This window comes from Chromobacterium subtsugae, assembly GCF_001676875.1.
GTDB classification, from domain to species: domain Bacteria; phylum Pseudomonadota; class Gammaproteobacteria; order Burkholderiales; family Chromobacteriaceae; genus Chromobacterium; species Chromobacterium subtsugae.
On the sequence record NZ_JYKA01000020.1, the window covers coordinates 1 to 21,440 of the forward strand.

General features: G+C 59.6%; 33 protein-coding genes and 1 pseudogene. 31 read left to right on the forward strand and 3 right to left on the reverse strand.

The genetic code is table 11. The annotated features are described in order from the left end of the window. Positions 1 to 40 precede the first annotated feature (40 nt). From rpsJ to rplQ, 29 genes and pseudogenes are all read left to right on the forward strand, one after another. Positions 41 to 352: a 30S ribosomal protein S10 gene (rpsJ, locus tag MY55_RS18465; protein ID WP_011137734.1), complete on the forward strand. Its 312-nt coding sequence runs from the start codon at positions 41 to 43 to the stop codon at positions 350 to 352. A 157-nt stretch (positions 353 to 509) separates the two neighbouring features. Continuing rightward, positions 510 to 1,154 (forward strand): 50S ribosomal protein L3, encoded by a 645-nt coding sequence (gene rplC / locus MY55_RS18470; RefSeq protein ID WP_043579376.1) that lies wholly within the window; start codon positions 510 to 512, stop codon positions 1,152 to 1,154. Then, positions 1,154 to 1,774 carry a 50S ribosomal protein L4 gene (gene rplD / locus MY55_RS18475; RefSeq protein WP_043579378.1) on the forward strand — a complete coding sequence of 207 codons (621 nt, stop codon included), beginning with the start codon at positions 1,154 to 1,156 and terminating at the stop codon, positions 1,772 to 1,774. The genes rplC and rplD overlap by 1 nt, the downstream gene beginning before the upstream one ends. Beyond that, entirely contained in the window at positions 1,771 to 2,079 is a 309-nt protein-coding gene (rplW, locus tag MY55_RS18480; RefSeq protein WP_043579379.1) for a 50S ribosomal protein L23, read from the forward strand. Before rplD ends, rplW begins: the two co-directional genes overlap by 4 nt. An 11-nt stretch (positions 2,080 to 2,090) precedes the next feature. Then, positions 2,091 to 2,924: a 50S ribosomal protein L2 gene (rplB, locus tag MY55_RS22870; protein WP_076098370.1), complete on the forward strand. Its 834-nt coding sequence runs from the start codon at positions 2,091 to 2,093 to the stop codon at positions 2,922 to 2,924. 6 nt (positions 2,925 to 2,930) lie between these two features. Then, entirely contained in the window at positions 2,931 to 3,209 is a 279-nt protein-coding gene (gene rpsS, locus MY55_RS22875; protein WP_011137729.1) for a 30S ribosomal protein S19, read from the forward strand. 9 nt (positions 3,210 to 3,218) lie between these two features. Next, positions 3,219 to 3,548 (forward strand): 50S ribosomal protein L22, encoded by a 330-nt coding sequence (gene rplV, locus MY55_RS18490; protein ID WP_021478358.1) that lies wholly within the window; start codon positions 3,219 to 3,221, stop codon positions 3,546 to 3,548. A 10-nt stretch (positions 3,549 to 3,558) separates the two neighbouring features. Beyond that, positions 3,559 to 4,260, forward strand: a complete 702-nt coding sequence (rpsC, locus tag MY55_RS18495; RefSeq protein ID WP_043579382.1) for a 30S ribosomal protein S3 — start codon at positions 3,559 to 3,561, stop codon at positions 4,258 to 4,260. Next, entirely contained in the window at positions 4,244 to 4,660 is a 417-nt protein-coding gene (gene rplP, locus MY55_RS18500; protein ID WP_043579384.1) for a 50S ribosomal protein L16, read from the forward strand. Before rpsC ends, rplP begins: the two co-directional genes overlap by 17 nt. Continuing rightward, positions 4,660 to 4,848, forward strand: coding sequence for a 50S ribosomal protein L29 (gene rpmC, locus MY55_RS18505; protein WP_021478360.1), 189 nt, complete (start codon positions 4,660 to 4,662; stop codon positions 4,846 to 4,848). The genes rplP and rpmC overlap by 1 nt, the downstream gene beginning before the upstream one ends. 1 nt (position 4,849) lies before the next feature. Then, on the forward strand, positions 4,850 to 5,113 hold the full coding sequence (rpsQ, locus tag MY55_RS18510) for a 30S ribosomal protein S17 (protein WP_011137724.1): 264 nt from the start codon (positions 4,850 to 4,852) through the stop codon (positions 5,111 to 5,113). 203 nt (positions 5,114 to 5,316) lie between these two features. Further along, positions 5,317 to 5,685, forward strand: coding sequence for a 50S ribosomal protein L14 (gene rplN, locus MY55_RS18515; protein WP_043579386.1), 369 nt, complete (start codon positions 5,317 to 5,319; stop codon positions 5,683 to 5,685). A gap of 9 nt (positions 5,686 to 5,694) precedes the next feature. After that, a complete protein-coding gene (gene rplX, locus MY55_RS18520) occupies positions 5,695 to 6,009 on the forward strand; it encodes a 50S ribosomal protein L24 (protein ID WP_043579388.1) in 315 nt (104 codons plus the stop codon). Between the two features lie 9 nt (positions 6,010 to 6,018). Continuing rightward, the gene (gene rplE, locus MY55_RS18525; protein ID WP_043579390.1) at positions 6,019 to 6,558 is read left to right on the forward strand and encodes a 50S ribosomal protein L5; all 540 of its coding nucleotides are present in this window, start codon (positions 6,019 to 6,021) and stop codon (positions 6,556 to 6,558) included. 4 nt (positions 6,559 to 6,562) lie between these two features. After that, positions 6,563 to 6,868: a 30S ribosomal protein S14 gene (gene rpsN / locus MY55_RS22880; RefSeq protein ID WP_076098371.1), complete on the forward strand. Its 306-nt coding sequence runs from the start codon at positions 6,563 to 6,565 to the stop codon at positions 6,866 to 6,868. Between the two features lie 14 nt (positions 6,869 to 6,882). Next, the gene (rpsH, locus tag MY55_RS18535) at positions 6,883 to 7,278 is read left to right on the forward strand and encodes a 30S ribosomal protein S8 (protein WP_043579394.1); all 396 of its coding nucleotides are present in this window, start codon (positions 6,883 to 6,885) and stop codon (positions 7,276 to 7,278) included. Positions 7,279 to 7,287: 9 nt separating this feature from the next. Continuing rightward, positions 7,288 to 7,821 carry a 50S ribosomal protein L6 gene (rplF, locus tag MY55_RS18540; RefSeq protein ID WP_043579396.1) on the forward strand — a complete coding sequence of 178 codons (534 nt, stop codon included), beginning with the start codon at positions 7,288 to 7,290 and terminating at the stop codon, positions 7,819 to 7,821. A gap of 13 nt (positions 7,822 to 7,834) precedes the next feature. Then, complete coding sequence (rplR, locus tag MY55_RS18545) at positions 7,835 to 8,188, forward strand: 50S ribosomal protein L18 (RefSeq protein ID WP_043579398.1); 354 nt, start codon at positions 7,835 to 7,837, stop codon at positions 8,186 to 8,188. A gap of 13 nt (positions 8,189 to 8,201) precedes the next feature. Next, positions 8,202 to 8,720, forward strand: a complete 519-nt coding sequence (gene rpsE / locus MY55_RS18550; protein ID WP_043579400.1) for a 30S ribosomal protein S5 — start codon at positions 8,202 to 8,204, stop codon at positions 8,718 to 8,720. Next, the gene (gene rpmD / locus MY55_RS18555) at positions 8,713 to 8,898 is read left to right on the forward strand and encodes a 50S ribosomal protein L30 (protein WP_011137715.1); all 186 of its coding nucleotides are present in this window, start codon (positions 8,713 to 8,715) and stop codon (positions 8,896 to 8,898) included. Before rpsE ends, rpmD begins: the two co-directional genes overlap by 8 nt. Before the next feature lie 3 nt (positions 8,899 to 8,901). Continuing rightward, positions 8,902 to 9,333, forward strand: a complete 432-nt coding sequence (gene rplO / locus MY55_RS18560; RefSeq protein WP_047238189.1) for a 50S ribosomal protein L15 — start codon at positions 8,902 to 8,904, stop codon at positions 9,331 to 9,333. A gap of 11 nt (positions 9,334 to 9,344) precedes the next feature. Further along, positions 9,345 to 10,664, forward strand: coding sequence for a preprotein translocase subunit SecY (gene secY, locus MY55_RS18565; RefSeq protein WP_043579403.1), 1,320 nt, complete (start codon positions 9,345 to 9,347; stop codon positions 10,662 to 10,664). 17 nt (positions 10,665 to 10,681) lie between these two features. After that, a pseudogene (locus MY55_RS24035) lies at positions 10,682 to 10,895 on the forward strand (S1 domain-containing protein). Between the two features lie 37 nt (positions 10,896 to 10,932). Next, complete coding sequence (gene rpmJ, locus MY55_RS22885; protein WP_011137711.1) at positions 10,933 to 11,046, forward strand: 50S ribosomal protein L36; 114 nt, start codon at positions 10,933 to 10,935, stop codon at positions 11,044 to 11,046. Positions 11,047 to 11,116: 70 nt separating this feature from the next. Next, on the forward strand, positions 11,117 to 11,479 hold the full coding sequence (gene rpsM / locus MY55_RS18570; RefSeq protein ID WP_043579405.1) for a 30S ribosomal protein S13: 363 nt from the start codon (positions 11,117 to 11,119) through the stop codon (positions 11,477 to 11,479). Positions 11,480 to 11,497: 18 nt separating this feature from the next. After that, positions 11,498 to 11,893 (forward strand): 30S ribosomal protein S11, encoded by a 396-nt coding sequence (gene rpsK / locus MY55_RS18575; protein ID WP_011137709.1) that lies wholly within the window; start codon positions 11,498 to 11,500, stop codon positions 11,891 to 11,893. 18 nt (positions 11,894 to 11,911) lie between these two features. Continuing rightward, positions 11,912 to 12,532: a 30S ribosomal protein S4 gene (gene rpsD, locus MY55_RS18580; RefSeq protein ID WP_043579407.1), complete on the forward strand. Its 621-nt coding sequence runs from the start codon at positions 11,912 to 11,914 to the stop codon at positions 12,530 to 12,532. Between the two features lie 23 nt (positions 12,533 to 12,555). Further along, positions 12,556 to 13,539: a DNA-directed RNA polymerase subunit alpha gene (locus MY55_RS18585; protein ID WP_043579524.1), complete on the forward strand. Its 984-nt coding sequence runs from the start codon at positions 12,556 to 12,558 to the stop codon at positions 13,537 to 13,539. 25 nt (positions 13,540 to 13,564) lie between these two features. Continuing rightward, entirely contained in the window at positions 13,565 to 13,960 is a 396-nt protein-coding gene (gene rplQ, locus MY55_RS18590; RefSeq protein ID WP_043579409.1) for a 50S ribosomal protein L17, read from the forward strand. A gap of 79 nt (positions 13,961 to 14,039) precedes the next feature. Here rplQ and MY55_RS18595 read toward each other — a convergent pair whose 3' ends face one another. Together MY55_RS18595 and MY55_RS18600 are read right to left on the reverse strand one after the other, a co-directional pair. Then, entirely contained in the window at positions 14,040 to 14,954 is a 915-nt protein-coding gene (locus MY55_RS18595; protein ID WP_047258485.1) for a glutaminase, read from the reverse strand. Between the two features lie 33 nt (positions 14,955 to 14,987). Continuing rightward, on the reverse strand, positions 14,988 to 15,785 hold the full coding sequence (locus MY55_RS18600) for an MOSC domain-containing protein (RefSeq protein ID WP_043579413.1): 798 nt from the start codon (positions 15,783 to 15,785) through the stop codon (positions 14,988 to 14,990). A gap of 419 nt (positions 15,786 to 16,204) precedes the next feature. Here MY55_RS18600 and MY55_RS18605 point away from each other — a divergent pair, with 419 nt between their 5' ends. Together MY55_RS18605 and MY55_RS18610 are read left to right on the forward strand one after the other, a co-directional pair. Then, complete coding sequence (locus MY55_RS18605) at positions 16,205 to 18,082, forward strand: methyl-accepting chemotaxis protein (RefSeq protein ID WP_043579415.1); 1,878 nt, start codon at positions 16,205 to 16,207, stop codon at positions 18,080 to 18,082. A gap of 177 nt (positions 18,083 to 18,259) precedes the next feature. Then, positions 18,260 to 19,897, forward strand: a complete 1,638-nt coding sequence (locus tag MY55_RS18610) for a methyl-accepting chemotaxis protein (RefSeq protein ID WP_244270698.1) — start codon at positions 18,260 to 18,262, stop codon at positions 19,895 to 19,897. Here MY55_RS18610 and lnt read toward each other — a convergent pair. Next, positions 19,894 to 21,384, reverse strand: coding sequence for an apolipoprotein N-acyltransferase (gene lnt, locus MY55_RS18615; protein WP_065202866.1), 1,491 nt, complete (start codon positions 21,382 to 21,384; stop codon positions 19,894 to 19,896). The genes MY55_RS18610 and lnt overlap by 4 nt on opposite strands. Positions 21,385 to 21,440 lie beyond the last annotated feature (56 nt).

Here is a 21,440-nt window from a genome sequence, read left to right on the forward strand (position 1 = left end):
TTGTTTCCAAGATCATCGCTTAATCGGACCGGAGATTTTCATGTCTAGCCAAAAAATCCGCATCCGTCTGAAGGCGTTCGATTACAACCTGATCGACCGTTCCGCCCAGGAAATCGTTGAAACCGCCAAGCGCACTGGCGCCGTGGTCAAGGGTCCGGTTCCGCTGCCGACCAAGATCGAGCGTTTCAACGTTCTGCGTTCGCCGCACGTGAACAAGACTTCCCGCGACCAGCTGGAAATCCGCACTCACCTGCGCCTGATGGACATCGTAGATCCGACCGACAAGACTGTTGATGCTCTGATGAAGCTCGACCTGCCGGCCGGTGTGGATGTGGAAATCAAGCTGCAGTAATCGCTTAAGTTCAAGGGTTTGCGAGCTAAGTGCTTGCGATTCTTGAATTTTCTGTGATACATTAGCGGACTCGCCAATTTGGCGAGTCCGTTTTTGTTTTTATGTCGTGTTTTTTATGCCGGTCAATCGCAATCGGCGCCTGAAAAAGGAAATAAACATGAGTTTAGGTCTTGTCGGTCGCAAAGTCGGCATGACCCGCATTTTTGCCGAAGATGGCGCAACCATCCCGGTAACTGTGCTGGACATGTCCGCTAACCGCGTCACGCAAATCAAAACTGCAGAAACCGACGGCTACAACGCCGTGCAGGTTACTTTTGGCTCCAAGAAAGCCAATCGCGTCAACAAGGCAGCAGCCGGTCACTTCGCCAAAGCTGGCGTTGAGGCAGGCGAAGTCCTGGTAGAGTTCGCTCTGTCGGCCGACGCTGTTTCCAGCTTCAAGCTGGGCGACGCAGTCGCAGTTGAAACCCTCTCCGTTGGCCAGCTGGTTGATGTAACCGGCACCTCCAAGGGTAAGGGCTTCTCCGGCGTGATCAAGCGTCACAACTTCTCTTCCAACCGTGCTTCCCACGGTAACTCGCGTTCGCACAATACGCCGGGTTCCATCGGTCAGGCTCAGGATCCGGGCCGTGTATTCCCGGGTAAGCGCATGGCCGGTCAGTACGGTAACGTCAAGAGCACTGTACAGTGCCTCGAGATCGTTCGTATCGACGCCGAGCGTCAGCTGATTCTGGTCAAGGGCGCAGTCCCGGGCGCCAAGAACGGCGACGTAGTCGTGCGTCCCAGCGTGAAAGCGGGTGCGTGATGGAATTGAATGTAATCAATACCCAAGGCAAGGCTGTTGGCAGCCTGCAAGTGTCCGACTCCCTGTTCGGCCGCGACTACAACGAAGCTCTGGTTCACCAAGTTGTGACCGCGTTCCTGGCGAACGCTCGCAGCGGCAACCGTGCCCAGCTGACTCGTGCTGAAGTGAAGCACTCGACCAAGAAGCCGTTCCGTCAGAAGGGCACTGGTAACGCTCGTGCCGGTATGACTTCCACCCCGAACCGTCGTGGTGGTGGCCGTGCCTTCCCGAACAAGCCGGACGAGAACTTCACCCAGAAGGTCAACCGCAAGATGTTCCGCGCCGGCATGGCGGCCATCCTGTCGCAACTGGTGCGCGACGAGCGCCTGATCATCGTGGACGAGCTGAATGTAGCCAGCCCGAAGACCAAGGAATTCGTAGGTACTGTTCAGCCGATGGGTCTGGAACAGGCTCTGTTCATCACTGGTGAACTGAACGAAAACCTCTATCTCTCTTCGCGTAACCTGCCGAACGTGCTGGTTATCGAAGCTCAACAAGCTGACCCGTACAGCCTGCTGCGCTTCAAGAAGACCGTGATCACCCGCGACGCCGTGAAGCAACTGGAGGAGCAGTGGGCATGAACCAAGAACGTCTGTTGCAAGTAATCCTTGCTCCCATCGTTTCCGAAAAGAGCACCATGATCGCTGAGAAGCATCAGCAAATGGCGTTCCGTGTTGCTACCAACGCAACCAAGCCGGAAATCAAGGCGGCCGTCGAAATGCTGTTCAACGTAAAAGTTGAAGGCGTTTCCACTGTGAACGTCAAGGGCAAGGTTAAGCGTTTCGGCCGTTCCACCGGTCGTCGCAGTGACTGGAAAAAGGCCTACGTTAGCTTGGTCGAAGGTCAAGAAATCGACCTGACCGCTACCCCGGCCGCGGCGGAGTAAGGAGATAGAGCATGCCTATCGTTAAGGTAAAACCGACTTCCGCGGGTCGCCGTGCCGTTGTCAAGGTAGTACACCCTGACCTGTACAAAGGTGCTCCGCACGCAGCCCTGGTTGAGAAGAAAAACTCGACCGGCGGCCGTAACAACAATGGCCACATCACCACGCGTCATCGTGGTGGCGGTCACAAGAAGCACTACCGTCTGATCGACTTCCGTCGCAACAAGGATGGCATCCCGGCAAAAGTGGAACGCATCGAATACGATCCGAACCGCACTGCCCACATCGCCCTCCTGTGCTACGCCGATGGCGAACGTCGCTACATCATCGCGCCGCGCGGCGTGAAGGTTGGCGCCGTGCTGCTGTCCGGCTCGGAAGCCCCGATCAAGGCCGGCAACACCCTGCCGATCCGCAACATCCCGGTGGGTACTACTATCCACTGCGTGGAACTGCAACCTGGCAAGGGTGCCCAGATGGTTCGCTCCGCTGGTGCTTCCGCAATGCTGCTGGCTCGCGAAGGCGTATACGCTCAACTGCGTCTGCGCTCGGGCGAAATCCGCCTGGTGCACGTCGATTGCCGTGCGACCGTTGGTGAAGTGGGTAATGAAGAGCACTCCCTGCGCAAGCTGGGTAAAGCAGGTGCTACTCGTTGGCGCGGCATCCGCCCGACCGTTCGCGGTACGGCGATGAACCCGATCGATCACCCGCACGGTGGTGGTGAAGGCCGCACTGGCGAAGGCCGCGTACCGGTTAGCCCGTGGGGCACTCCGGCCAAGGGCTTCCGTACCCGTCGCAACAAGCGTACCGACAACATGATCGTACGCCGTCGCTATTCCAACAAAGGGTAATTGACAATGGCACGTTCGCAGAAAAAAGGCCCGTTCGTTGACCTGCATCTCCTGAAAAAGGTAGATGCGGTACGGGCAACCAGCGACAAGCGTCCGATCAAGACCTGGTCCCGTCGTTCGACCATCCTGCCGGACTTCATTGGCTTGACCATCGCTGTACACAACGGTCGCACTCACGTTCCCGTCTATGTTTCTGAAAACATGGTCGGCCACAAACTGGGTGAATTCTCGCTGACTCGCACTTTCAAAGGCCATGCTGCCGATAAGAAGGCGAAGAAGAAGTAAGGTGAAGCGATGAGAGTATCTGCAAATCTGAAAAGTGTTCGCCTGTCGGCTCAAAAGTGCCGTCTGGTGGCCGATCTGGTCCGCGGTCAATCCGTAGCCCAGGCGCTGAATATCCTGGCCTTCTCCCCGAAGAAGGGCGCGGTAATCATCAAGAAAGTGCTGGAATCTGCAATCGCTAACGCCGAGCACAACGAAGGCGCTGACATCGACACCCTGCGTGTCACCAGCATCTTCGTTGACAAGGGCGCTAGTCTGAAGCGTTTCACTGCCCGTGCTAAGGGTCGTGGCAACCGCATCGAAAAGCAGACCTGCCACATCTCGTTGACCGTTGGCAATTAAGGGGTAAGAAATGGGTCAGAAGATTCATCCGACGGGATTCCGTCTTGCCGTTAACAAAAACTGGTCTTCCAAGTGGTTCGCGTCCTCGCAGAACTTCCCGGAAATGCTGAAGCAGGACATCGAAGTTCGCGAATTCCTGAAGAAGCGTCTGGGTCATGCTTCGGTTGGCCGCGTCACCATCGAGCGTCCGGCCAAGTCCGCCCGCATCACCATTCACAGCGCCCGTCCGGGTGTTGTGATCGGTAAGAAGGGCGAAGACATTGAAGTTCTGAAGCAAGAACTGCAAAAGCGCCTGGGCGTCCCGGTTCACGTGAACATCGAAGAAGTTCGCAAGCCGGAACTGGACGCGCAAATCATCGCCGACGGCATCGCTTCCCAGCTGGAGAAGCGCGTGATGTTCCGTCGCGCCATGAAGCGCGCCATGCAGAACGCCATGCGTCTGGGTGCCGAAGGCATCAAGATCATGTCGTCCGGCCGTCTGAACGGTATCGACATCGCTCGTAGCGAATGGTACCGCGAAGGCCGCGTGCCGCTGCATACCCTGCGCGCCGACGTGGATTACGCTACCTCGGAAGCCAAGACCACCTACGGTATCATCGGCATCAAGGTATGGGTATACAAAGGCGAGCTGAAGCCGGGCCAAGTTGTGGCCGCGCCGGCAGCTCCCGAGAAGAAAATGAGAAAGGGTGCCCGCAATGCTGCAGCCAACTAGACTCAAGTACCGCAAACAGCACAAAGGCCGTAACACCGGTATCGCCACTCGTGGCAACAAGGTGAGCTTTGGCGATTTCGGTCTGAAGGCTATGGGTCGCGGTCGCTTGACGGCGCGCCAGATCGAAGCTGCGCGTCGTGCGATGACCCGTCACATCAAACGTGGCGGTCGCATCTGGATCCGTATCTTCCCGGACAAGCCGATCACCTCCAAGCCTGCCGAAGTCCGTATGGGCGGGGGTAAGGGCTCTCCGGAGTACTACGTGGCTGAAATTCAGCCTGGCAAGATGCTGTACGAAATGGATGGCGTATCCGAGGAACTCGCTCGCGAAGCTTTCCGTCTGGCCGCAGCTAAGTTGCCGATCGCCACTGTGTTCGTAACCAAACAGGTAGGTCAGTAATGAAAGCGTCCGAACTGAAAGCCAAAACTGTTGATGAGCTGAAGGTGGAACTGCTGAGCCTGCTGAAGGCCCAGTTTGCGCTGCGCATGCAGCACGCTACTCAGCAACTCGCCAAGACCTCTGAACTGAAGAAAGTGCGTCGCGACATCGCTCGCGTTCGCACCGTTCTGAAAGAAAAGGCAGTTTAAGATGAGCGAAACCAAAGTAGTACGTACGCTGACCGGCGTTGTGGTCAGCGACAAGATGGATAAGACTGTAACCGTTCTGGTCGAGCGCAAGGTTAAGCACCCGATCTACGGCAAGATTATCCGTCGCTCCAAGAAGTTCCACGCACACGACGAGAACAACGAGTTCAAGGCAGGCGACCTGGTAGTCATCAGCGAGTCCCGTCCGCTCTCGAAGACCAAGTCGTGGGTGGTAACTGGCCTGGTTGAGAAATCTCGCCAGGTATAAAGCTTGCAGAGGACTTCGGTCCTCTGTATAATGGCCAGCTCTTGCATCTACTTTGCAAGAGTTCCGCCCTTACGGGGTCCAAAACTGGCCGTTTGACACGCCACAGGTTGTCTGTGGCGTTTCGTCTGTTTGGTCTTGCTCTTATGCGAGAAACCGGCAGGTGAAAGTGACGGATAAAGTTGGATTAGAAAGGTAATCATCAAATGATCCAAATGCAGACCATGCTTGAGGTCGCTGACAACACTGGTGCGCGTCACGTTATGTGCATCAAGGTGTTGGGTGGCTCCAAGCGTCGCTATGCTAGCGTAGGTGACATTATCAAGGTGAGCATCAAGGATGCCGCTCCGCGTGGTCGCGTCAAAAAAGGCGACGTCTACAATGCGGTCGTGGTTCGCACTGCCAAAGGCGTGCGCCGTCCGGATGGCTCTTTGATCAAGTTTGACAGCAACGCTGCTGTTCTGCTCAACAACAAGCTTGAGCCGATCGGCACTCGTATCTTCGGGCCCGTTACGCGTGAACTGCGTACCGAACGCTTCATGAAGATCGTTTCGCTGGCTCCTGAAGTGCTGTAAGGAGGTCACATGCGCAAAATTCGTAAAGGTGATGAAGTCGTAGTAATCACCGGCAAAGACAAGGGTAAGCGCGGCACCGTCCTGCGTGTTCTGGATGAGAAGCTGGTTGTTGAAGGCGTTAACGTCGCCAAGAAACACCAGAAGCCGAATCCGGTACGTGGCGTGGCTGGCGGCATCGTTGAAAAAACCATGCCTGTGGACGCATCGAACGTCGCGATTTTCAATCCGGCAAGCCAAAAGGCTGACCGCGTGGGCTTCAAGGTTCTTGAAGACGGCCGTAAGGTACGCGTGTTCAAGTCCAGCGGCGAAGTTATCGGCGCCTAAGGAGCAAACATGGCACGTCTCTACGATTTCTACAAAGACAGCGTAGTGCCGGAACTGATGAAACAGTTCGGCTACAAGTCGATCATGCAAGTTCCGCGTATCGAGAAGATCACCGTGAACATGGGCGTGGGCGAAGCCGTTGCCGATAAAAAGGTAATGGAATTCGCCGTGGGCGATATGGAAAAGATCGCCGGTCAAAAGCCGGTTGTCACCACCGCTCGCAAGTCCATCGCCGGCTTCAAGATCCGCGACAACTACCCGGTAGGTTGCAAGGTAACTCTGCGTCGCGAACGCATGTACGAGTTCCTGGACCGCCTGGTAACCATCGCGCTGCCGCGCGTTCGCGATTTCCGTGGTGTATCCGCCAAGTCCTTCGACGGCCGCGGCAACTACAACATGGGCGTCAAAGAACAGATCATCTTCCCGGAAATCGAGTACGACAAGATCGATGCTCTGCGTGGTATGAACATCACTGTCACCACTACGGCGAAGACTGACGAAGAGGCCCGCGCACTGCTGGCCGCGTTCAAGTTCCCGTTCAAGGGTTAAGCACATGGCACGACTTGCACTGATTAACCGTGAAGAAAAGCGCGTCAAGCTGGCTGAGAAGTTCTCCGCCAAGCGTGAAGCCCTGATCGCCACCATCAACAACCAGAGCCTCTCGGAAGAAGAGCGTTTCGCCGCCCGCCTGCAACTGCAGCAACTGCCGCGCAATGCTTCCCCGGTACGCCAGCGTCGTCGCTGCGCCATCACCGGTCGTCCGCGTGGCGTATTCCGCAAATTCGGTTTGGGTCGCAACAAGCTGCGTGAGATCGCCATGAAGGGCGAGATTCCGGGCGTTGTGAAGGCCAGCTGGTAATAGGAGACACATAAATGAGCATGCACGATCCTATTTCCGATATGTTGACCCGCATCCGCAACGGCCAACGCGCTTCCAAGGTGGCTGTTTCCATGCCGTCTTCCAAGCTGAAGGTTGCGCTGGCGCAGGTGCTGAAAGAAGAAGGCTACATCGAAGACTTCGCCGTTGCCGGCGAAGCCAAGAAGCCTGTTCTCGATATCCAGCTCAAGTACTACGCTGGCCGTCCGGTGATTGAGCGCATCGACCGCGTTTCCCGTCCTGGCCTGCGCGTGTACAAGGGCTCCACCGAAATCCCGAAGGTCATGAATGGTCTGGGCGTGGCGATCCTGTCCACTTCCAAGGGCATCATGACTGACCGTAAGGCACGCTCCACCGGCATCGGTGGCGAGCTGCTCTGCGTCGTGGCTTAAGGGGGTCAAATGTCTCGCGTAGCTAAGAATCCCGTAGCCATTCCGGCTGGCGTTGAAGTTAAGTTCAATGCTGCAGAAGTGACTGTGAAGGGCGCCCTGGGCACCCTGAGCACCGCTCTGTGCGAAGAAGTTGAAATCAAGCTGGACAACGGCCAGCTGACTTTCGCTGCCAAGAACGACAGCAAGTTCGCACGTGCCATGTCCGGCACCCTGCGCGCTCTGTTGAACAACATGGTTAACGGCGTATCCAAGGGCTTCGAGAAGAAGCTGCAGCTGGTAGGCGTGGGCTATCGTGCCCAAGCCCAAGGCGACACGCTGAACCTGTCTCTTGGTTTCTCCCACCCGGTGGCCCACAAGATGCCCGAAGGCATCAAAGTGGAAACCCCGACTCAGACCGAGATCCTGGTTAAGGGCGCTAACAAGCAGCTCGTAGGCCAGATCGCAGCTGAAATCCGCGCTTACCGCGCTCCCGAGCCGTACAAGGGCAAGGGCGTTCGCTACGCTGATGAAGTTGTGGTTCTGAAAGAAACCAAGAAGAAGTAACTGAGGCACTGATATGGACAAGAAACAAGCTCGACTCCGCCGCGCACGTAAAACCCGTGCCCGGATCGCGGAGCTCAAGATGGTGCGTCTCACTGTGTACCGCACCAACAGCCACATTTACGCCCAGATCGTTGACGAGACCGGCAGCAAGGTACTGGCTAGCGCTTCCTCGCTGGAAGCCGATGTACGCGCTGAACTCTCCAACGGCGGCAACGTGGCAGCTGCGGCCGTGATCGGCAAGCGCATTGCCGAAAAGGCAAAGGCTGCTGGCATCGAGAAAGTGGCTTTCGATCGTTCCGGTTTCAAATACCACGGTCGCATGAAGGCACTGGCTGACGCCGCTCGCGAACACGGCCTCGTATTCTAATTCGGAGTGAAGAATGGCTAAGCACGAAATGGAAGATCGCGGCGACGGTCTGGTCGAGAAAATGATCAGCGTCAACCGCGTCACCAAAGTGGTCAAGGGCGGCCGTATCATGGCTTTCTCTGCCCTGACCGTAGTTGGTGATGGCGATGGCGGTATCGGCATGGGTAAGGGCCGTTCCAAGGAAGTTCCGGTTGCCGTACAAAAGGCAATGGAACAAGCCCGCCACACCATGGTCAAGATCCCGCTGAAAAACGGCACGCTGCAGCACACTGTAGTGGGTAAGCACGGTGCTACCACCGTCTTCATCCAGCCGGCTAAAGAAGGTACCGGCGTGAAGGCCGGCGGCCCGATGCGCGCGATCTTCGACGCAATGGGTGTTCACAATGTTTCGGCCAAGATTCATGGTTCCACCAACCCGTACAACGTGGTTCGTGCAACTCTGAACGGCCTGAGCAACATCAACACTCCGGCGCAAATCGCCGCCAAGCGTGGCCTGAGCGTCGAGGACATCCTGGGGGTGGGTCATGAGTAACGCCAAGACTGTCAAGGTCACTCTGGTAAAGAGCCTGATCGGTCGCCTGGAGTCTCACAAGGCCTGCGCCCGTGGTCTGGGTCTGAAGAAGATTCGCCAGACTGTTGAAGTGCTCGATACCCCTGAAAACCGTGGCATGATCAACAAGATCAGCTACCTGCTCAAATTCGAGGGCTAAGAGATGCTGCTGAACACCGTACAACCGGGCGTCGGCGCCAAGCATGCCAAGCGCCGTGTAGGCCGTGGCATCGGCTCCGGCCTGGGCAAGACTTGCGGCCGCGGCCACAAGGGTCAGAAGAGCCGCGCTGGTGGTTTCCACAAGGTCGGCTTCGAAGGCGGTCAAATGCCGCTGCAACGTCGTCTGCCGAAGCGCGGCTTCAAGTCGCTGACGGCTCGCTTCGTTTGCGAAGTTCGCCTGTCCGAACTGAACCTGCTGCCGGTCGATGAAATCGATCTGCTGGCTCTCAAGCAAGCCGGTCTGGTATCTGCCCAGGCACAAGTTGCCAAGGTAGTGCTGTCCGGTAAGGTTGAGCGCGCGGTCAAACTGCGTGGTATCAGCGTTACCGCTGGCGCCCGCGCTGCCATCGAGGCTGCCGGCGGCAGCATTGAATAAGGCATAAATTTGTGGCGAATACTTCTCTAGTGGCAAATGCCAATAAGTTTGGTGATCTGAAGCGTCGAATCTGGTTCCTGATTGGAGCATTGATCGTTTACCGTATCGGTGCGCACATTCCGGTGCCGGGTGTCAGCCCTGCCGAGCTAGCGAAGTTGTTCCACACACCGCAGACGGGCCTGCTCGACATGTTCAACATGTTCTCGGGCGGCGCCTTGTCGAGGTTCACGGTGTTTGCCTTGGGCATCACGCCGTACATCTCGGCCTCCATCATTCTGCAGCTTGCGGCCGAGGCATTGCCCAGCCTGAAGCAGTTGAAGAAGGAAGGTGATGCGGGACGTCGCAAAATAACCCAGTACACGCGCTATGCAACCGTGCTGCTCGCGACTTTCCAAAGTTTCGGCATCGCGGCAATGTTGTATAGGCAGCCCAACCTGGTGATGACCGCTCAGTGGGAGTTTTACCTGACGTCGGTGGTGTCGCTGGTCACCGGAACGATGTTCCTGATGTGGCTCGGCGAGCAAATCACCGAGCGGGGCATCGGCAACGGTATCTCGCTGATCATCTGCGCAGGTATCGCTTCGGGCGTGCCGGGCGCCATCGGCAAAACCCTGACTCAAACGAGCCTGGGTGCGATGAACGCTCTGGTCGCCATCGCGCTGTTCGTCGGCGTGATCCTCGTCACCTACGTGGTGGTGTTTGCGGAGCGCGGCCAGCGCAAGGTGTTGGTGAACTATGCCAAGCGTCAGGTCGGCAACCGCGTCATGCAGGGTCAGAGCACGCATCTGCCGCTCAAACTCAACATGGCGGGCGTGATCCCTCCGATCTTCGCGTCGAGCATCATCCTGTTCCCGGCCACCATTCTTGGTTGGTTCGGTCAGGGCGAACATATGTCGTGGCTGAAGGGCGTGGCTGACAAGCTGCATCCGGGTCAGCCGATCTATGTGCTGCTGTATGCCGCCGCGATCGTCTTCTTCTGCTATTTCTACACGGCGCTGGTATTCAGCCCGAAGGAAACGGCGGATAACCTGAAGAAGAGCGGGGCGTTCATTCCCGGCATCCGTCCGGGTGAGCAGACTTCTCGGTACATCGAGAAGATCATCCTGCGGTTGACGCTGATCGGTGCGATCTACATCACGCTGGTCTGCCTGCTGCCTGAGTTCCTGATCCTGAAGTGGCACGTGCCGTTCTACTTTGGTGGTACGTCGCTGCTGATCATGGTGGTGGTAACCATGGACTTCATGGCGCAAGTGCAGTCCTATGTGTTGTCGCATCAGTACGAGAGCTTGTTGAAGAAGGCTAACTTCAAAGGCAACGCTCTCACCCGCTGACACATACACTGGGTTACATGGCTAAGGAAGACACTATCCAGTTTCCGGGCCCGGTTTGGTAGATTCGCTTCACGCGATTTTCCGGTCGGTTCGAAAGTGGACACGTGGTTCTGGGGCATATCTCCGGCACGGTGCGGATGCCTGGCATCCGCATCCTGTCCGGCGACAAGGCTGGCGCGGGGAAGCCCGCGCGATCCGTCCCAGGCATGGATTGTGTTCCGTGCGAAGTAACGCATTCGCTCTTTTTTGGATTTGAAAGGATCTGAACATGCGAGTACAGCCTTCTGTAAAGAAGATTTGCCGTAATTGCAAAATCATTCGTCGCAATCGCGTAGTACGCGTGATCTGCACGGACCCGCGTCACAAGCAAAAACAAGGCTAACATTTGTTAGACCTGGATTTGCGTGATACAATCGCAAACTTTTCAAGGTCTTAAGGCTTAAGGAAAGAGTATGGCCCGTATTGCAGGGGTAAACATCCCCAATCATGCGCATGCCGTTATCGGCCTGCAGGCAATCTTCGGCGTCGGTCAGACTCGCGCTCAGCACATCTGTGCTGCAGCCAGCGTGAATCCCTCCACCAAGGTGAAGGATCTGACTGAAGCTGAAATGGAAGCTCTGCGTGATCAAGTTGCCAAGTTCACCGTTGAAGGTGACCTGCGCCGCGAAATCACCATGAGCATCAAACGTCTGATGGACATGGGCTGCTACCGCGGCATGCGCCATCGTCGTGGCTTGCCGTGCCGCGGTCAGCGCACTCGCACTAACGCTCGTACCCGCAAGGGACCGCGTAAGGCGATCGCCGGCAAGAAGTAATCTTAAGGAACACAGAGAATGGCTAAAGCAAACACAGCTGTCCGTGTACGTAAAAAAGTGCGCAAGTCTGTTAGCGAAGGTATCGTGCACGTTCACGCTTCGTTCAACAACACCATCATCACTATCACCGACCGTCAAGGCAATGCACTGTCTTGGGCTACCTCTGGCGGCGCTGGTTTTAAGGGCTCGCGCAAGAGTACACCCTTTGCCGCTCAGGTAGCTGCAGAGCACGCTGGTAAAGTTGCCCAAGAATACGGTGTGAAGAACCTGGAAGTTCGTATTAAAGGCCCGGGCCCGGGTCGTGAATCCGCTGTTCGCGCACTCAACTCGCTGGGCTTCAAGATCACCAGCATCTCCGACGTGACGCCGGTACCGCACAACGGTTGCCGTCCGCCCAAAAAACGTCGTATCTAATTCGGAGAGTGTGAGAACATGGCACGTTATATTGGCCCGAAGTGCAAGCTCGCTCGTCGTGAAGGCACCGACCTTTTCCTGAAGAGCGCGCGTCGTGCACTGGATTCCAAGTGCAAACTGGATACCCCTCCTGGTCAGCATGGCGCCCGTCGCGGTCGCCTGTCCGACTACGGCGTCCAGCTGCGCGAAAAGCAAAAAATCCGCCGCATCTACGGCGTACTCGAGCGTCAGTTCCGCAACTACTTTGCGGAAGCTGTGCGCCGCAAGGGCTCCACGGGCGAAAACCTGCTGAAGCTGCTTGAGTCCCGCCTGGACAACGTTGTATATCGCATGGGCTTTGGCTCCACTCGCGCCGAAGCGCGCCAGCTGGTTAGCCACAAGGCTATTGTTGTGAATGGCCAGGTTGTGAACATTCCGTCCTACCAGGTTAAAGCCGGTGACGTAGTGTCCGTCCGCGAAAAGGCCAAGAAGCAGGCCCGTATCGCTGAAGGCCTGGCTCTGGCCGAGCAAGGCGGCTTCCCGTCTTGGGTGTCGGTTGACTCCAAGAAAATGGAAGGCGTCTTCAAATCCGCACCGGAACGTTCCGAACTGTCTAGCGATATCAACGAACAACTCGTTGTGGAATTCTACTCCAAGTAATCGCTAGCTCTTAGGGAATGACTATGCAAAACAGCGCTTCGGAATTTCTGAAACCCCGTCTCATCGACGTACAGCCGGTTTCCGCAACTCACGCTCGTGTGTCGATGGAGCCGTTCGAGCGCGGCTATGCCCATACCCTGGGCAACTCGCTGCGCCGTATTCTGCTGTCGTCGATGCCGGGCTACGCTCCGACCGAAGTGACTATCGCTGGCGTTTTGCATGAGTATTCCGCGCTTGATGGCGTGCGCGAGGATGTCGTCGACATCCTCCTCAACCTCAAGGGCGTAGTGCTTAAGCTGCATGGTCGCGACAGTGTCGTGCTGACCTTGAAAAAGGACGGTGAAGGCGCTGTCTTGGCTAGCGATATCGAGCTGCCGCATGATGTGGAAGTGATCAATCCGGAACACGTGATTTGTCACCTCTCCTCCGGCGGCAAGATCGACATGGAGATCAAGATCGAAAAGGGCCGCGGCTATCAGCCGGTGTCCGTTCGATCCAGCCATGATGACAACCGTTCCATCGGTACCATCCAACTGGACGCTTCCTTCTCGCCGGTTCGCCGCGTGAGCTTCGCTGTGGAAAGCGCCCGTGTGGAACAACGTACCGACCTCGACCGCCTGGTTCTCGACATCGAGACCAATGGCGTCATCGAGCCGGAGCAGGCTGTGCGCAACGCAGCCCGCATCCTGATGGACCAGCTGTCGATCTTTGCTGATCTCCAGGGCACAGCGGTTGAAGAAGTCGTTGAAAAGGCGCCGCCGATCGATCCGATCCTGCTGCGTCCGGTAGACGATCTTGAACTGACGGTTCGTTCGGCCAACTGCCTGAAAGCTGAGAACATTTATTACATCGGCGATCTGATCCAGCGTACTGAAACCGAGCTTCTGAAAACTCCGAACCTCGGCCGCAAGTCGCTGAACGAGATCAAGGAAGTTCTCGCTTCCAAGGGCCTGACTCTCGGCATGAAGCTGGAGAACTGGCCGCCTGCTGGCCTCGAAAAGCCGTAAGGTTTGAGATAAAAGGACATTAACAATGCGTCATCGTTACAGTAATCGTAAACTGAACCGCACGACCAGCCATCGTCTGGCGATGCTGCGCAACATGGCTAACTCGCTGCTGAAGCACGAAGTAATCGTGACCACGCTGCCGAAAGCCAAGGAACTGCGTCGTGTGGCCGAGCCGCTCATCACGCTCGGCAAAAAGCCGTCGCTCGCCAACCGTCGTCTGGCGTTCGACCGCACCCGTGACCGCGATATCGTGGTTAAACTCTTCGACGTGCTCGGCCCGCGCTTCTCCGCCCGCAATGGCGGTTACGTGCGTATCCTGAAGTACGGTTTCCGCAAGGGCGACAACGCCCCGATGGCTCTGGTAGAGCTGGTGGACCGCGCTGAAGATGCCGTTGCCGTTGTAGACGACTCCGCCGAGTAATCGGCAGGGTTGAGAAAAAAGCCAGCTCGCAAGAGCTGGCTTTTTTCATTTGCGGCCGCTGTCGGCCGCGAGAATCAAATCAAAAGATGGATAGCCCGGTGCGGGTGGTGAAGCGATCCAGCGCCTCCAGCCCCAATACCGAATTGCCGCGCGAATCCAGTTGCGGGCTCCACACCGCGATGCTCATCTTGCCCGGTATCACCGCCAGCAAACCTCCTCCCACGCCGCTCTTCACCGGCAAGCCCACCCGATAGGCGAATTCGCCGGCCGCGTCGTAGGTGCCGCAGGTCAGCATGACAGCGTTCACCTGTTTGGCCTGGCTGCGGCTCAGGTATTGTCGCGTGGTGACGGGCGAGACGCCATGGTTGGCCAGGAACAGGCCGGCGCGGGCCAGCTGTCGGCAACTCATTTCGATGCTGCAGTTATGGAAGTATTGCTCCAGAACCTGCTCAACCGGATGTCGCAGATTGCCGTAGCTCTTCATGAAGTGCGCCAGCGCGGCGTTGCGGTCGCCGTGCTCGCGCTCGGAAGCGGCGATGCGCTCGTTGGCCGCCAGCCCGGGCGCGCCGCTTTCCTCGCGGAGCCAGTCCAGCAGCTGGCGGTGGGCGTCGCCGAAGTGGCGGATGGCGCGGTCGGTCACCACCAAGGCGCCGGCGTTGATGAAGGGATTGCGCGGAATGCCGTGCTCGTACTCCAGCTGCACCAGCGAATTGAAAGGATTGCCGGAGGGCTCCTTGCCGACGTGCTGCCACAGGGCTTCGCCATCGGCCTGCAGCGTCAGCGCCAGCATGAAGGCCTTGCTGATGCTCTGGATGGAGAATGGCTGTTCGGCGTCGCCGCAGGCGTAGTGCCGGCCATCCAGCGTGCTGATGGCCATGCCGAATTGGTGCGGCGGCACCGATGCCAGCGCCGGGATGTAGTCGGCCACCTGGCCGTGGTCGTAGAACGGCAGCGTCTGCTGCCGGATATCTTCAATGAGTGCTTGCAGATTCATTCAATGATTGTAAGCAGCGGCGATGGCATCAGTCTAGAAGCTATAGCGCTCCTGCAATACCTCCAGCGGCGCGCCGATTTCCAGCATGCCCTCGTTGCGGGCGCGCAGGTTCATGCCGAAGCAGACACCTTCTTCCAGCCTGCGGGTGCGCACCAGCGTGCGCAACGGTTCGCCGTCGGCATCCTTGCTGCCGGTGTCGGGGTCTACCGTAGTCAGCACGCAGCGGGTGCAGGGCTTCATCACATCGAATTCCACTTCGCCGATGCGGATGACTTGCCATTCGTCCTCCATCCACGGGTAGTCGCCGTCTATCACCAGATTGGGGCGGAAGTGGCGCAGCGTGACCGGGCGTTGCAGCTGGCGGTTCAGGTCGTCGAGCGAAGCCTGGTTGACCAGCAGGAAGGGGTAGCCGTCGGCAAAGCTCATTTTCTCCGCGCCGCCTTTGAAGGCGCGGCCGGATTGAGCGCCCAGCCACAACAGCCGGCACTCCTGGCCCAGTATGTCGGCGAACCAGGCATCCAGCCGTTGGTCGCCGTGCCAGGCCTGGAATTCGTCCTTCCATACCTGGGCGCGATGCGGTCGGGTGTAGGCGGTGGCCATCGCGAAGATCGGCGCCTTGCCCTCGTAATGCAGCAGGATGCCGCCAGGCATCAGCTCCACGCCGACGCGAACCAGCTGCGGGTGGGAGCGGGCGGTGATCTGGTCGCCGTCGGGGGTGGTCAGTATCCACTCGCGGTCGTGCAGCAGGCCGAGCTTGCCGGCGAAGGCGCGCTCGAAGGCGATGCCGCGGGTCGATTTGAGAGGATGAACGAACATGCTGGTCAATTGCATTGCTATCTCCACATTGCATTCCAGCGGGATGCTACCACCGCAAGGCCGTGGAGTGTTGCCGAGTGGGCGCCGAGTTGTCCGACGAAGCGGTTTTTAAGCGCTGGCCACAGTAAGCGCTGCGCTGTTTGTAAGGGGGCCATTGCATATATTCGCCCGGCAATTTAAATTGATTACCCAGCTGCTTATTGTCGGATTGTTTTGATGTTGTCCGAAATGCCGTCTCGCGCGGCGGCTTCGTGATCGGGATCAAACGTCGATGGCTGATGCCCTGGCAATGTGGAGGCGCGATGGAATTGGGCGTTGAGCTTTGTTTGGATAGAGACTACAACCTGAGTAGCAATACATCATAACAGTGCCTGACGCAGCGACGCTGGAGCTGTGATGGCGTCGCAAGTGATTGGGGATGAGGAGAAAGTGCTATGCGCTCTTTGCGTGTGAAACTGATTGCTTTTATTGCCTTGTTGTTGGTGGTGCTGGGCGTGGTGATTACGATTCTGGTCTACGGCCAGATGCGTAACGAGATCATCCATGGCGTGGAAAACGAGCTGGACGGCACTTCGAAAGGGTATGCCAGCCTTGTGAGCGGCTGGTACAAGAGCAAGGTGGGGGTGGTGATCGCGGCCAATCCTTTGGTTGGCGAAACCGACCCGCGCCAGACCCTGGCCCGGCTGAGCCAGGCTGGCGGCTTCGACATGACCTATATCGGCACCGCGCAGCACGTGATGCTGCGCTCCGACATGAAGCCGCAACCGCAAGGCTACGACCCGGTGGCGCGGCCGTGGTACCAGCAAGCGGCCGCCAGCGGCAATCCCGGCGTGTCTGACCCCTATGTCGATTTCGACACCAAGAAGCTGGTGGTGACCTTCGTGTCGCCGGTGAAAGACGGCAGCGGCCTGAAGGCGGTGGTCGGCGGCGACATCTTCATCGATGATCTGGTCAAGACTGTGCTGTCGGTGAAGTTGCGCGGCAACGGCTACGCCTTCCTCACCGACAAGAGCGGCAAGGTGATCGCCCACCCCGACAACAGCCTGACCTTGAAGCCGCTGACGGAGAAAGTGCCCGAGCTGACCGCAGACCGCCTGACGCAGCTGGCCAACAGCAACGAAATGGGCCGCATCAGCGTCGGCGGCGAAGAGAAACTGGTGGAAGTGCAGCCGGTTGACGGCACCAACTGGCTGCTGGGCGTGGTGACCGACGAGTCGGTGGTGTCCAGCCCGCTGCACACCTTGCTGATGACCATCGTCGGCCTGGGCGCGCTGTGCGTGCTGATTCTGATCCCGGTCGCCAGCGTGATGCTGAGCAAGATGCTGGCCGGCCTCGGCCGCCTGCGCAGCGCGATGCTGGAGATTTCCCAGGGCGAGGGCGACCTGACCCGCCGCATCGAGGTGACCGGCCAGGACGAGATCGCCGAAACCGCCACCGCCTTCAACCGCTTCATCGGCCAACTGCAGAAGATGTTCATCGCAGTGAAGGAAGAGGCCGAGAAAGTCACCGGCGGGGTGGAGAGCGTCACCCAGACCGTGGACAAGGTGGCGCACGATTCGCGCCAGATCGCCGACGTGTCCAGTTCCAACGCCGCTACGCTGGAGCAGATCACCGTCAGCATCTCGCACATCGCCGACGCCGCGCGGGAAGCGGACGGCCTGGTGACCCATACCGGAGACGTGTCCAGCGAGAGCGCCAGCGGCATGCAGCGGATCTCCAGCGAGATGAACAGCACGGTGGAGGCGGTGAAGGGCTTGTCCGGCATGCTGTCGTCGCTGGATCAGCGTTCGCAGCAGATCAGCGGCATCACCAATGTGATCAAGGACATCGCCGACCAGACCAACCTGCTGGCGCTGAACGCGGCGATCGAAGCAGCGCGCGCCGGCGAAATGGGCCGCGGCTTCGCGGTGGTGGCCGACGAAGTGCGCAAGCTGGCCGAACGCACCGGCCAGGCCACGGTGGAGATCTCCGGCATGGTCAGCACGATCCGCGAGGAAACCAGCCAGGCGGTCAGCAATATGCAGCGCACCGTCAACTCGGTGGATGGCGGCGTCGAGCTGACGATGGGCGCGGTGGAGCGCATCGAGCAGATCCAGAAGGCGATGGAAGAAGTGATGGCCAAGATGAACGAAATCACCTTGTCCACCAGCGAGCAGCACAAGGCCACCACGCTGATCGCGCAGAGCACCGAGCAGATCAACGGCCGCATCGTCGACAGCGACGATGCGCTGCAGACCGTCCGCGACACGCTGAGCGAGTTGTCGCATTCGGCCAGCAGCATGCGCCAGCTGTTCTCCAGCTTCCGCGTGTAAGCCAGCAGGAAATCCCCCAGCCCGGCAATGCCGGGCTTTTTATTGCGCGCCGCGGCCAATTCGGCATGGCGGCGGGGGGAGGCGCTTTCTAGAATAAGTCCATAGTAGAACTATCAGAATGAGCACATCTTAGACATGTGCCAGGGGAAGGAGCGGGAAATGGGAAGCATGGCGGGAATGAGCCTGAAGACCAGGCTGTTCGGCTTGATGGCGCTGGTGGTGCTGGTGGTGTGCGCATTGGGGGTGGCGACGGTGTTCAGCCAGCGCCAGGCGATGATGCAGGACCGCCAGGACAAGGTGCGCAATCTGGTGGAGAGCGCGGTGACCCTGGTGTCCACCTACGAGCGCTTGGCGCAAAGCGGCAAGATCAGCGAGGCCGACGCCAAGCGCACGGTGTCACAGGTGCTCAGTTCGATGCACTATGACCAGCGCGAGTATTTTTTCGCCTATGACGCCGACTGGAACTATGTCGCCCACGGCGCCAAGCCGGAATTGATAGGCAAGAACCTGGCCGGCGTCAAAGACCCCAACGGCGTGGAGCTGAAGGATCTGTTCGCCAGGGCCATCGCCTCGCCGGGCGGAGGCGGTTTCGGCGAATACGTGTGGAACAAGCCAGGCTTCGACAAGCCGCAGCCCAAGATGTCATACGTCACCACCACGCCGGGTTGGCATTGGGTGGTGGGCACTGGCATCTACCTGGACGACGTCAACGCGGCCTTCCGCGATCAGCTGCTGACCCTGGGCGTGGTGCTGGCGGTGGCGTTGCTGCTGCTGTTGGGGCTGGGCGGCCTGGTGCTGCGCAATGTGCTGGGGCAGCTGGGGGCCGATCCCTTGGAGACGGTGGCGGTGGTCAAGCGCATCGCCTCCGGCCAATTGGCCGAGCCGGTCAGCCTGAAGCGCGGCGACCAGACCAGCCTGATGGCCGCGGTCAGCGGCATGCAGGAGGAGCTCAGGCGGCTGGTGCGCGACATCGTCGCCGACGCCAACCAGCTGTCGCGGATGAGCGGCGAGGTGACCAGCGAAGCGGCGGTGGTCGGCAAGGGCTCGGAACAGCAGAGCGAGGCGGCCACCGCGATGGCGGCGTCGATCGAGCAATTGACGGTCAGCGTCAATCACATCGCCGATCGTTCGCAGGACGCGCGCGACCTGGCCAGCGAGTCCGGCAGCCGCTCCAAGAGCGGCAGCGCGGTGATCGCCGAGGCGGTGAGCGAGATGCGCCGCATCAACGAGGCGGTGGACCAGACTTCCGGCATCATCACCAGCCTGGCCGACAAGACCGATACTATCTCCAGCATCATGCAGGTGATCCGCGACATCGCCGACCAGACCAATCTGCTGGCCTTGAACGCGGCGATCGAGGCGGCGCGCGCCGGCGAGATGGGCCGCGGCTTCGCGGTGGTGGCCGACGAGGTGCGCAAGCTGTCGGAGCGCACCGCGCAGGCGACGCAGGAAATCGCCACCATGATCCAGGACGTGCAGCAGGGCGCGCAGAATTCGCGCAGCAGCATGGAGGAGGCGGTGGCGCGGGTGAAGGCGGGCTTGGGGCTGGCCGAACAGGCCGGCGACGAGATCGCCCGCATCCAGGACAGCGCCAACGGCGTGATCGCGGTGGTCGGCGACATCTCCTTCGCTTTGCAGGAGCAGAGCGTGGCCAGCCAGACCATCGCCCAGCATGTCGAGCAGATCGCCCACAGCGCCAGCAGCAACGCCGTCGCCACCCAGGCGGCGGCGCGCGCCATCCAGAATATGGACCAGCTGGCATCGAATCTGCGCCAGCTGGTGGCGCGCTTCTCGGTGGGCGAGCGCTCCGCCTAGTGCTGGCCGCGGCGGCGCCAGCCCAGCGCCAGCGCCGCCAGCAGCAGCAAGCCGCAGCCCAGCGCCACCGGCAGGTTGCCGACGCGCATGTATGGGGTCAGGCCCTGGCGGCTCTGGGCGAAGCCGGTCAGCACCTGGGCGGTGAACGGCGCGGCGATGGCGGAAATTTCGCCGTCCGGCCGGATGATGGCGGTCATGCCGTTATTGGTGGCGCGCAGCATGTAGCGGCCGGTTTCCAGCGAACGGGCCTGCGACAGCTGCAGGTGCTGGCTCATCGCCTCGCTCTTGCCGAACCAGGCCAGGTTGCTGACGTTGGCCAGCATGCCGGCCTGCGCCGCCGGGCCGGACAGCTCTTCGCCGAAACTATCCTCGTAGCAGACGTTGAAGGCCACTTTCTGGCCGGCCAGCAGCAGCGGCGGCTGGTTGGCGCCGCCGCGGCTGAAGCCGGACAGCGGCATGTTCATATACTGGTAGATCCAGCCTATCAGGCCGGGCAGCGGGATGAACTCGCCGAACGGCACCAGGTGGTCCTTGGCGTAGTACGGCATTTTCGGATCGGACAACGCCACCACCGCGTTCAGATAGCCGCGGCCATCGTTGGTGCGGCGCGGAATGCCGCTGGCCAGCGCCATGCCGGCGCGGCTGGCCTCGCCGCGCATCATCGACAGATAGCCGGAAGGCAGGTCGTCCAGGAATAGCGGCAGCGCGGTTTCCGGCAGTATCATCAGATCGGCGCGGGTCATCGCCACCTGGCGGTAGTAAGTGAGCAGCGACTGCTCCAGGTTTTCCGGCGTCCACTTCAATTCCTGGGCGATATTGCCCTGGGCCAGCGCCACGCTGATCGGCTTGCCCTGAGGCGCGGTCCACTCCACATCGCGCAGCCAGAAGCCGCTCAGCCACAGCAGCGAGGTGGCGATCACGATGCCCAGCCGCAAGCGCATGCCGCTGCGCGCCAGCATCATCAGCGCGCCGGCGGACAGCGCCACCAGATAGCTGACCAAGTGGATGCCGCCGATCGGCGCGTAGCCGGACAGCGGGCTTTCGGTGATTTGCGAATAGCCGGCGGCGGCCCAGGGGAAGCCGGTCATCACCCAGCTGCGCAGCCATTCGCCCAGCTCCCAGGCGGCGGGGAAGGCCACCAGGTAGCGCACCCAGGGGCGAGGGTCGACGCGGCAGGCCACCCAGGCGGCCAGGCCCGGGTACAGCGCCAGATAGGCCGGCAGCAGCAGCACCAGCGGCGCGGCGATCAGGGCCGGCAGGCCGGCGACATCGTGCAGGCTGGCGTACAGCCAGTGGAAGTTGCTGGTGTAGGCGGCCAGGCCCCAGACATAGCCTATCCAGAAGGCGCGGCGCGGCTCGCGCTGTATCAGCTCCAGCAGCGCGGCCAGGCACAGCGGCATCAGCCAGAACAGCCGGTAGGGCGCGAAGGAAAACACGGTGAGGGCGCCGGCTAGCGCGGCGGCCAGGAGCAGGATCAGTATTCGCATGGCTAGCGTGTCGTTTGCGGTAGTGGGAGGGCGGCAGCCGGCGCGGCGCAGGCTGC

Excerpts from the sequence above, each read along its gene's own strand:
- rpsS (WP_011137729.1), top strand. The coding sequence starts at position 2,931 with ATGGCACGTTCGCAGAAAAAAGGCCCGTTCGTTGACCTGCATCTCCTG.
- rpsD (WP_043579407.1), top strand. The coding sequence starts at position 11,912 with ATGGCACGTTATATTGGCCCGAAGTGCAAGCTCGCTCGTCGTGAAGGC.
- rplD (WP_043579378.1), top strand. The coding sequence starts at position 1,154 with ATGGAATTGAATGTAATCAATACCCAAGGCAAGGCTGTTGGCAGCCTG.
- lnt (WP_065202866.1), bottom strand. The coding sequence starts at position 21,384 with ATGCGAATACTGATCCTGCTCCTGGCCGCCGCGCTAGCCGGCGCCCTC.
- rpsC (WP_043579382.1), top strand. The coding sequence starts at position 3,559 with ATGGGTCAGAAGATTCATCCGACGGGATTCCGTCTTGCCGTTAACAAA.
- rpsN (WP_076098371.1), top strand. The coding sequence starts at position 6,563 with ATGGCACGACTTGCACTGATTAACCGTGAAGAAAAGCGCGTCAAGCTG.
- rplR (WP_043579398.1), top strand. The coding sequence starts at position 7,835 with ATGGACAAGAAACAAGCTCGACTCCGCCGCGCACGTAAAACCCGTGCC.
- MY55_RS18595 (WP_047258485.1), bottom strand. The coding sequence starts at position 14,954 with ATGAATCTGCAAGCACTCATTGAAGATATCCGGCAGCAGACGCTGCCG.
- rpsJ (WP_011137734.1), top strand. The coding sequence starts at position 41 with ATGTCTAGCCAAAAAATCCGCATCCGTCTGAAGGCGTTCGATTACAAC.
- rplF (WP_043579396.1), top strand. The coding sequence starts at position 7,288 with ATGTCTCGCGTAGCTAAGAATCCCGTAGCCATTCCGGCTGGCGTTGAA.
- rplC (WP_043579376.1), top strand. The coding sequence starts at position 510 with ATGAGTTTAGGTCTTGTCGGTCGCAAAGTCGGCATGACCCGCATTTTT.
- rpsE (WP_043579400.1), top strand. The coding sequence starts at position 8,202 with ATGGCTAAGCACGAAATGGAAGATCGCGGCGACGGTCTGGTCGAGAAA.
- rplQ (WP_043579409.1), top strand. The coding sequence starts at position 13,565 with ATGCGTCATCGTTACAGTAATCGTAAACTGAACCGCACGACCAGCCAT.
- rpmD (WP_011137715.1), top strand. The coding sequence starts at position 8,713 with ATGAGTAACGCCAAGACTGTCAAGGTCACTCTGGTAAAGAGCCTGATC.
- rplN (WP_043579386.1), top strand. The coding sequence starts at position 5,317 with ATGATCCAAATGCAGACCATGCTTGAGGTCGCTGACAACACTGGTGCG.
- MY55_RS18585 (WP_043579524.1), top strand. The coding sequence starts at position 12,556 with ATGCAAAACAGCGCTTCGGAATTTCTGAAACCCCGTCTCATCGACGTA.
- rplX (WP_043579388.1), top strand. The coding sequence starts at position 5,695 with ATGCGCAAAATTCGTAAAGGTGATGAAGTCGTAGTAATCACCGGCAAA.
- MY55_RS18600 (WP_043579413.1), bottom strand. The coding sequence starts at position 15,785 with ATGCAATTGACCAGCATGTTCGTTCATCCTCTCAAATCGACCCGCGGC.
- rplW (WP_043579379.1), top strand. The coding sequence starts at position 1,771 with ATGAACCAAGAACGTCTGTTGCAAGTAATCCTTGCTCCCATCGTTTCC.
- MY55_RS18605 (WP_043579415.1), top strand. The coding sequence starts at position 16,205 with ATGCGCTCTTTGCGTGTGAAACTGATTGCTTTTATTGCCTTGTTGTTG.
- rpmJ (WP_011137711.1), top strand. The coding sequence starts at position 10,933 with ATGCGAGTACAGCCTTCTGTAAAGAAGATTTGCCGTAATTGCAAAATC.
- rplO (WP_047238189.1), top strand. The coding sequence starts at position 8,902 with ATGCTGCTGAACACCGTACAACCGGGCGTCGGCGCCAAGCATGCCAAG.
- rpsQ (WP_011137724.1), top strand. The coding sequence starts at position 4,850 with ATGAGCGAAACCAAAGTAGTACGTACGCTGACCGGCGTTGTGGTCAGC.
- rplP (WP_043579384.1), top strand. The coding sequence starts at position 4,244 with ATGCTGCAGCCAACTAGACTCAAGTACCGCAAACAGCACAAAGGCCGT.
- rpmC (WP_021478360.1), top strand. The coding sequence starts at position 4,660 with ATGAAAGCGTCCGAACTGAAAGCCAAAACTGTTGATGAGCTGAAGGTG.
- rplB (WP_076098370.1), top strand. The coding sequence starts at position 2,091 with ATGCCTATCGTTAAGGTAAAACCGACTTCCGCGGGTCGCCGTGCCGTT.
- rpsK (WP_011137709.1), top strand. The coding sequence starts at position 11,498 with ATGGCTAAAGCAAACACAGCTGTCCGTGTACGTAAAAAAGTGCGCAAG.
- rplE (WP_043579390.1), top strand. The coding sequence starts at position 6,019 with ATGGCACGTCTCTACGATTTCTACAAAGACAGCGTAGTGCCGGAACTG.
- rplV (WP_021478358.1), top strand. The coding sequence starts at position 3,219 with ATGAGAGTATCTGCAAATCTGAAAAGTGTTCGCCTGTCGGCTCAAAAG.
- MY55_RS18610 (WP_244270698.1), top strand. The coding sequence starts at position 18,260 with ATGAGCCTGAAGACCAGGCTGTTCGGCTTGATGGCGCTGGTGGTGCTG.
- rpsM (WP_043579405.1), top strand. The coding sequence starts at position 11,117 with ATGGCCCGTATTGCAGGGGTAAACATCCCCAATCATGCGCATGCCGTT.
- rpsH (WP_043579394.1), top strand. The coding sequence starts at position 6,883 with ATGAGCATGCACGATCCTATTTCCGATATGTTGACCCGCATCCGCAAC.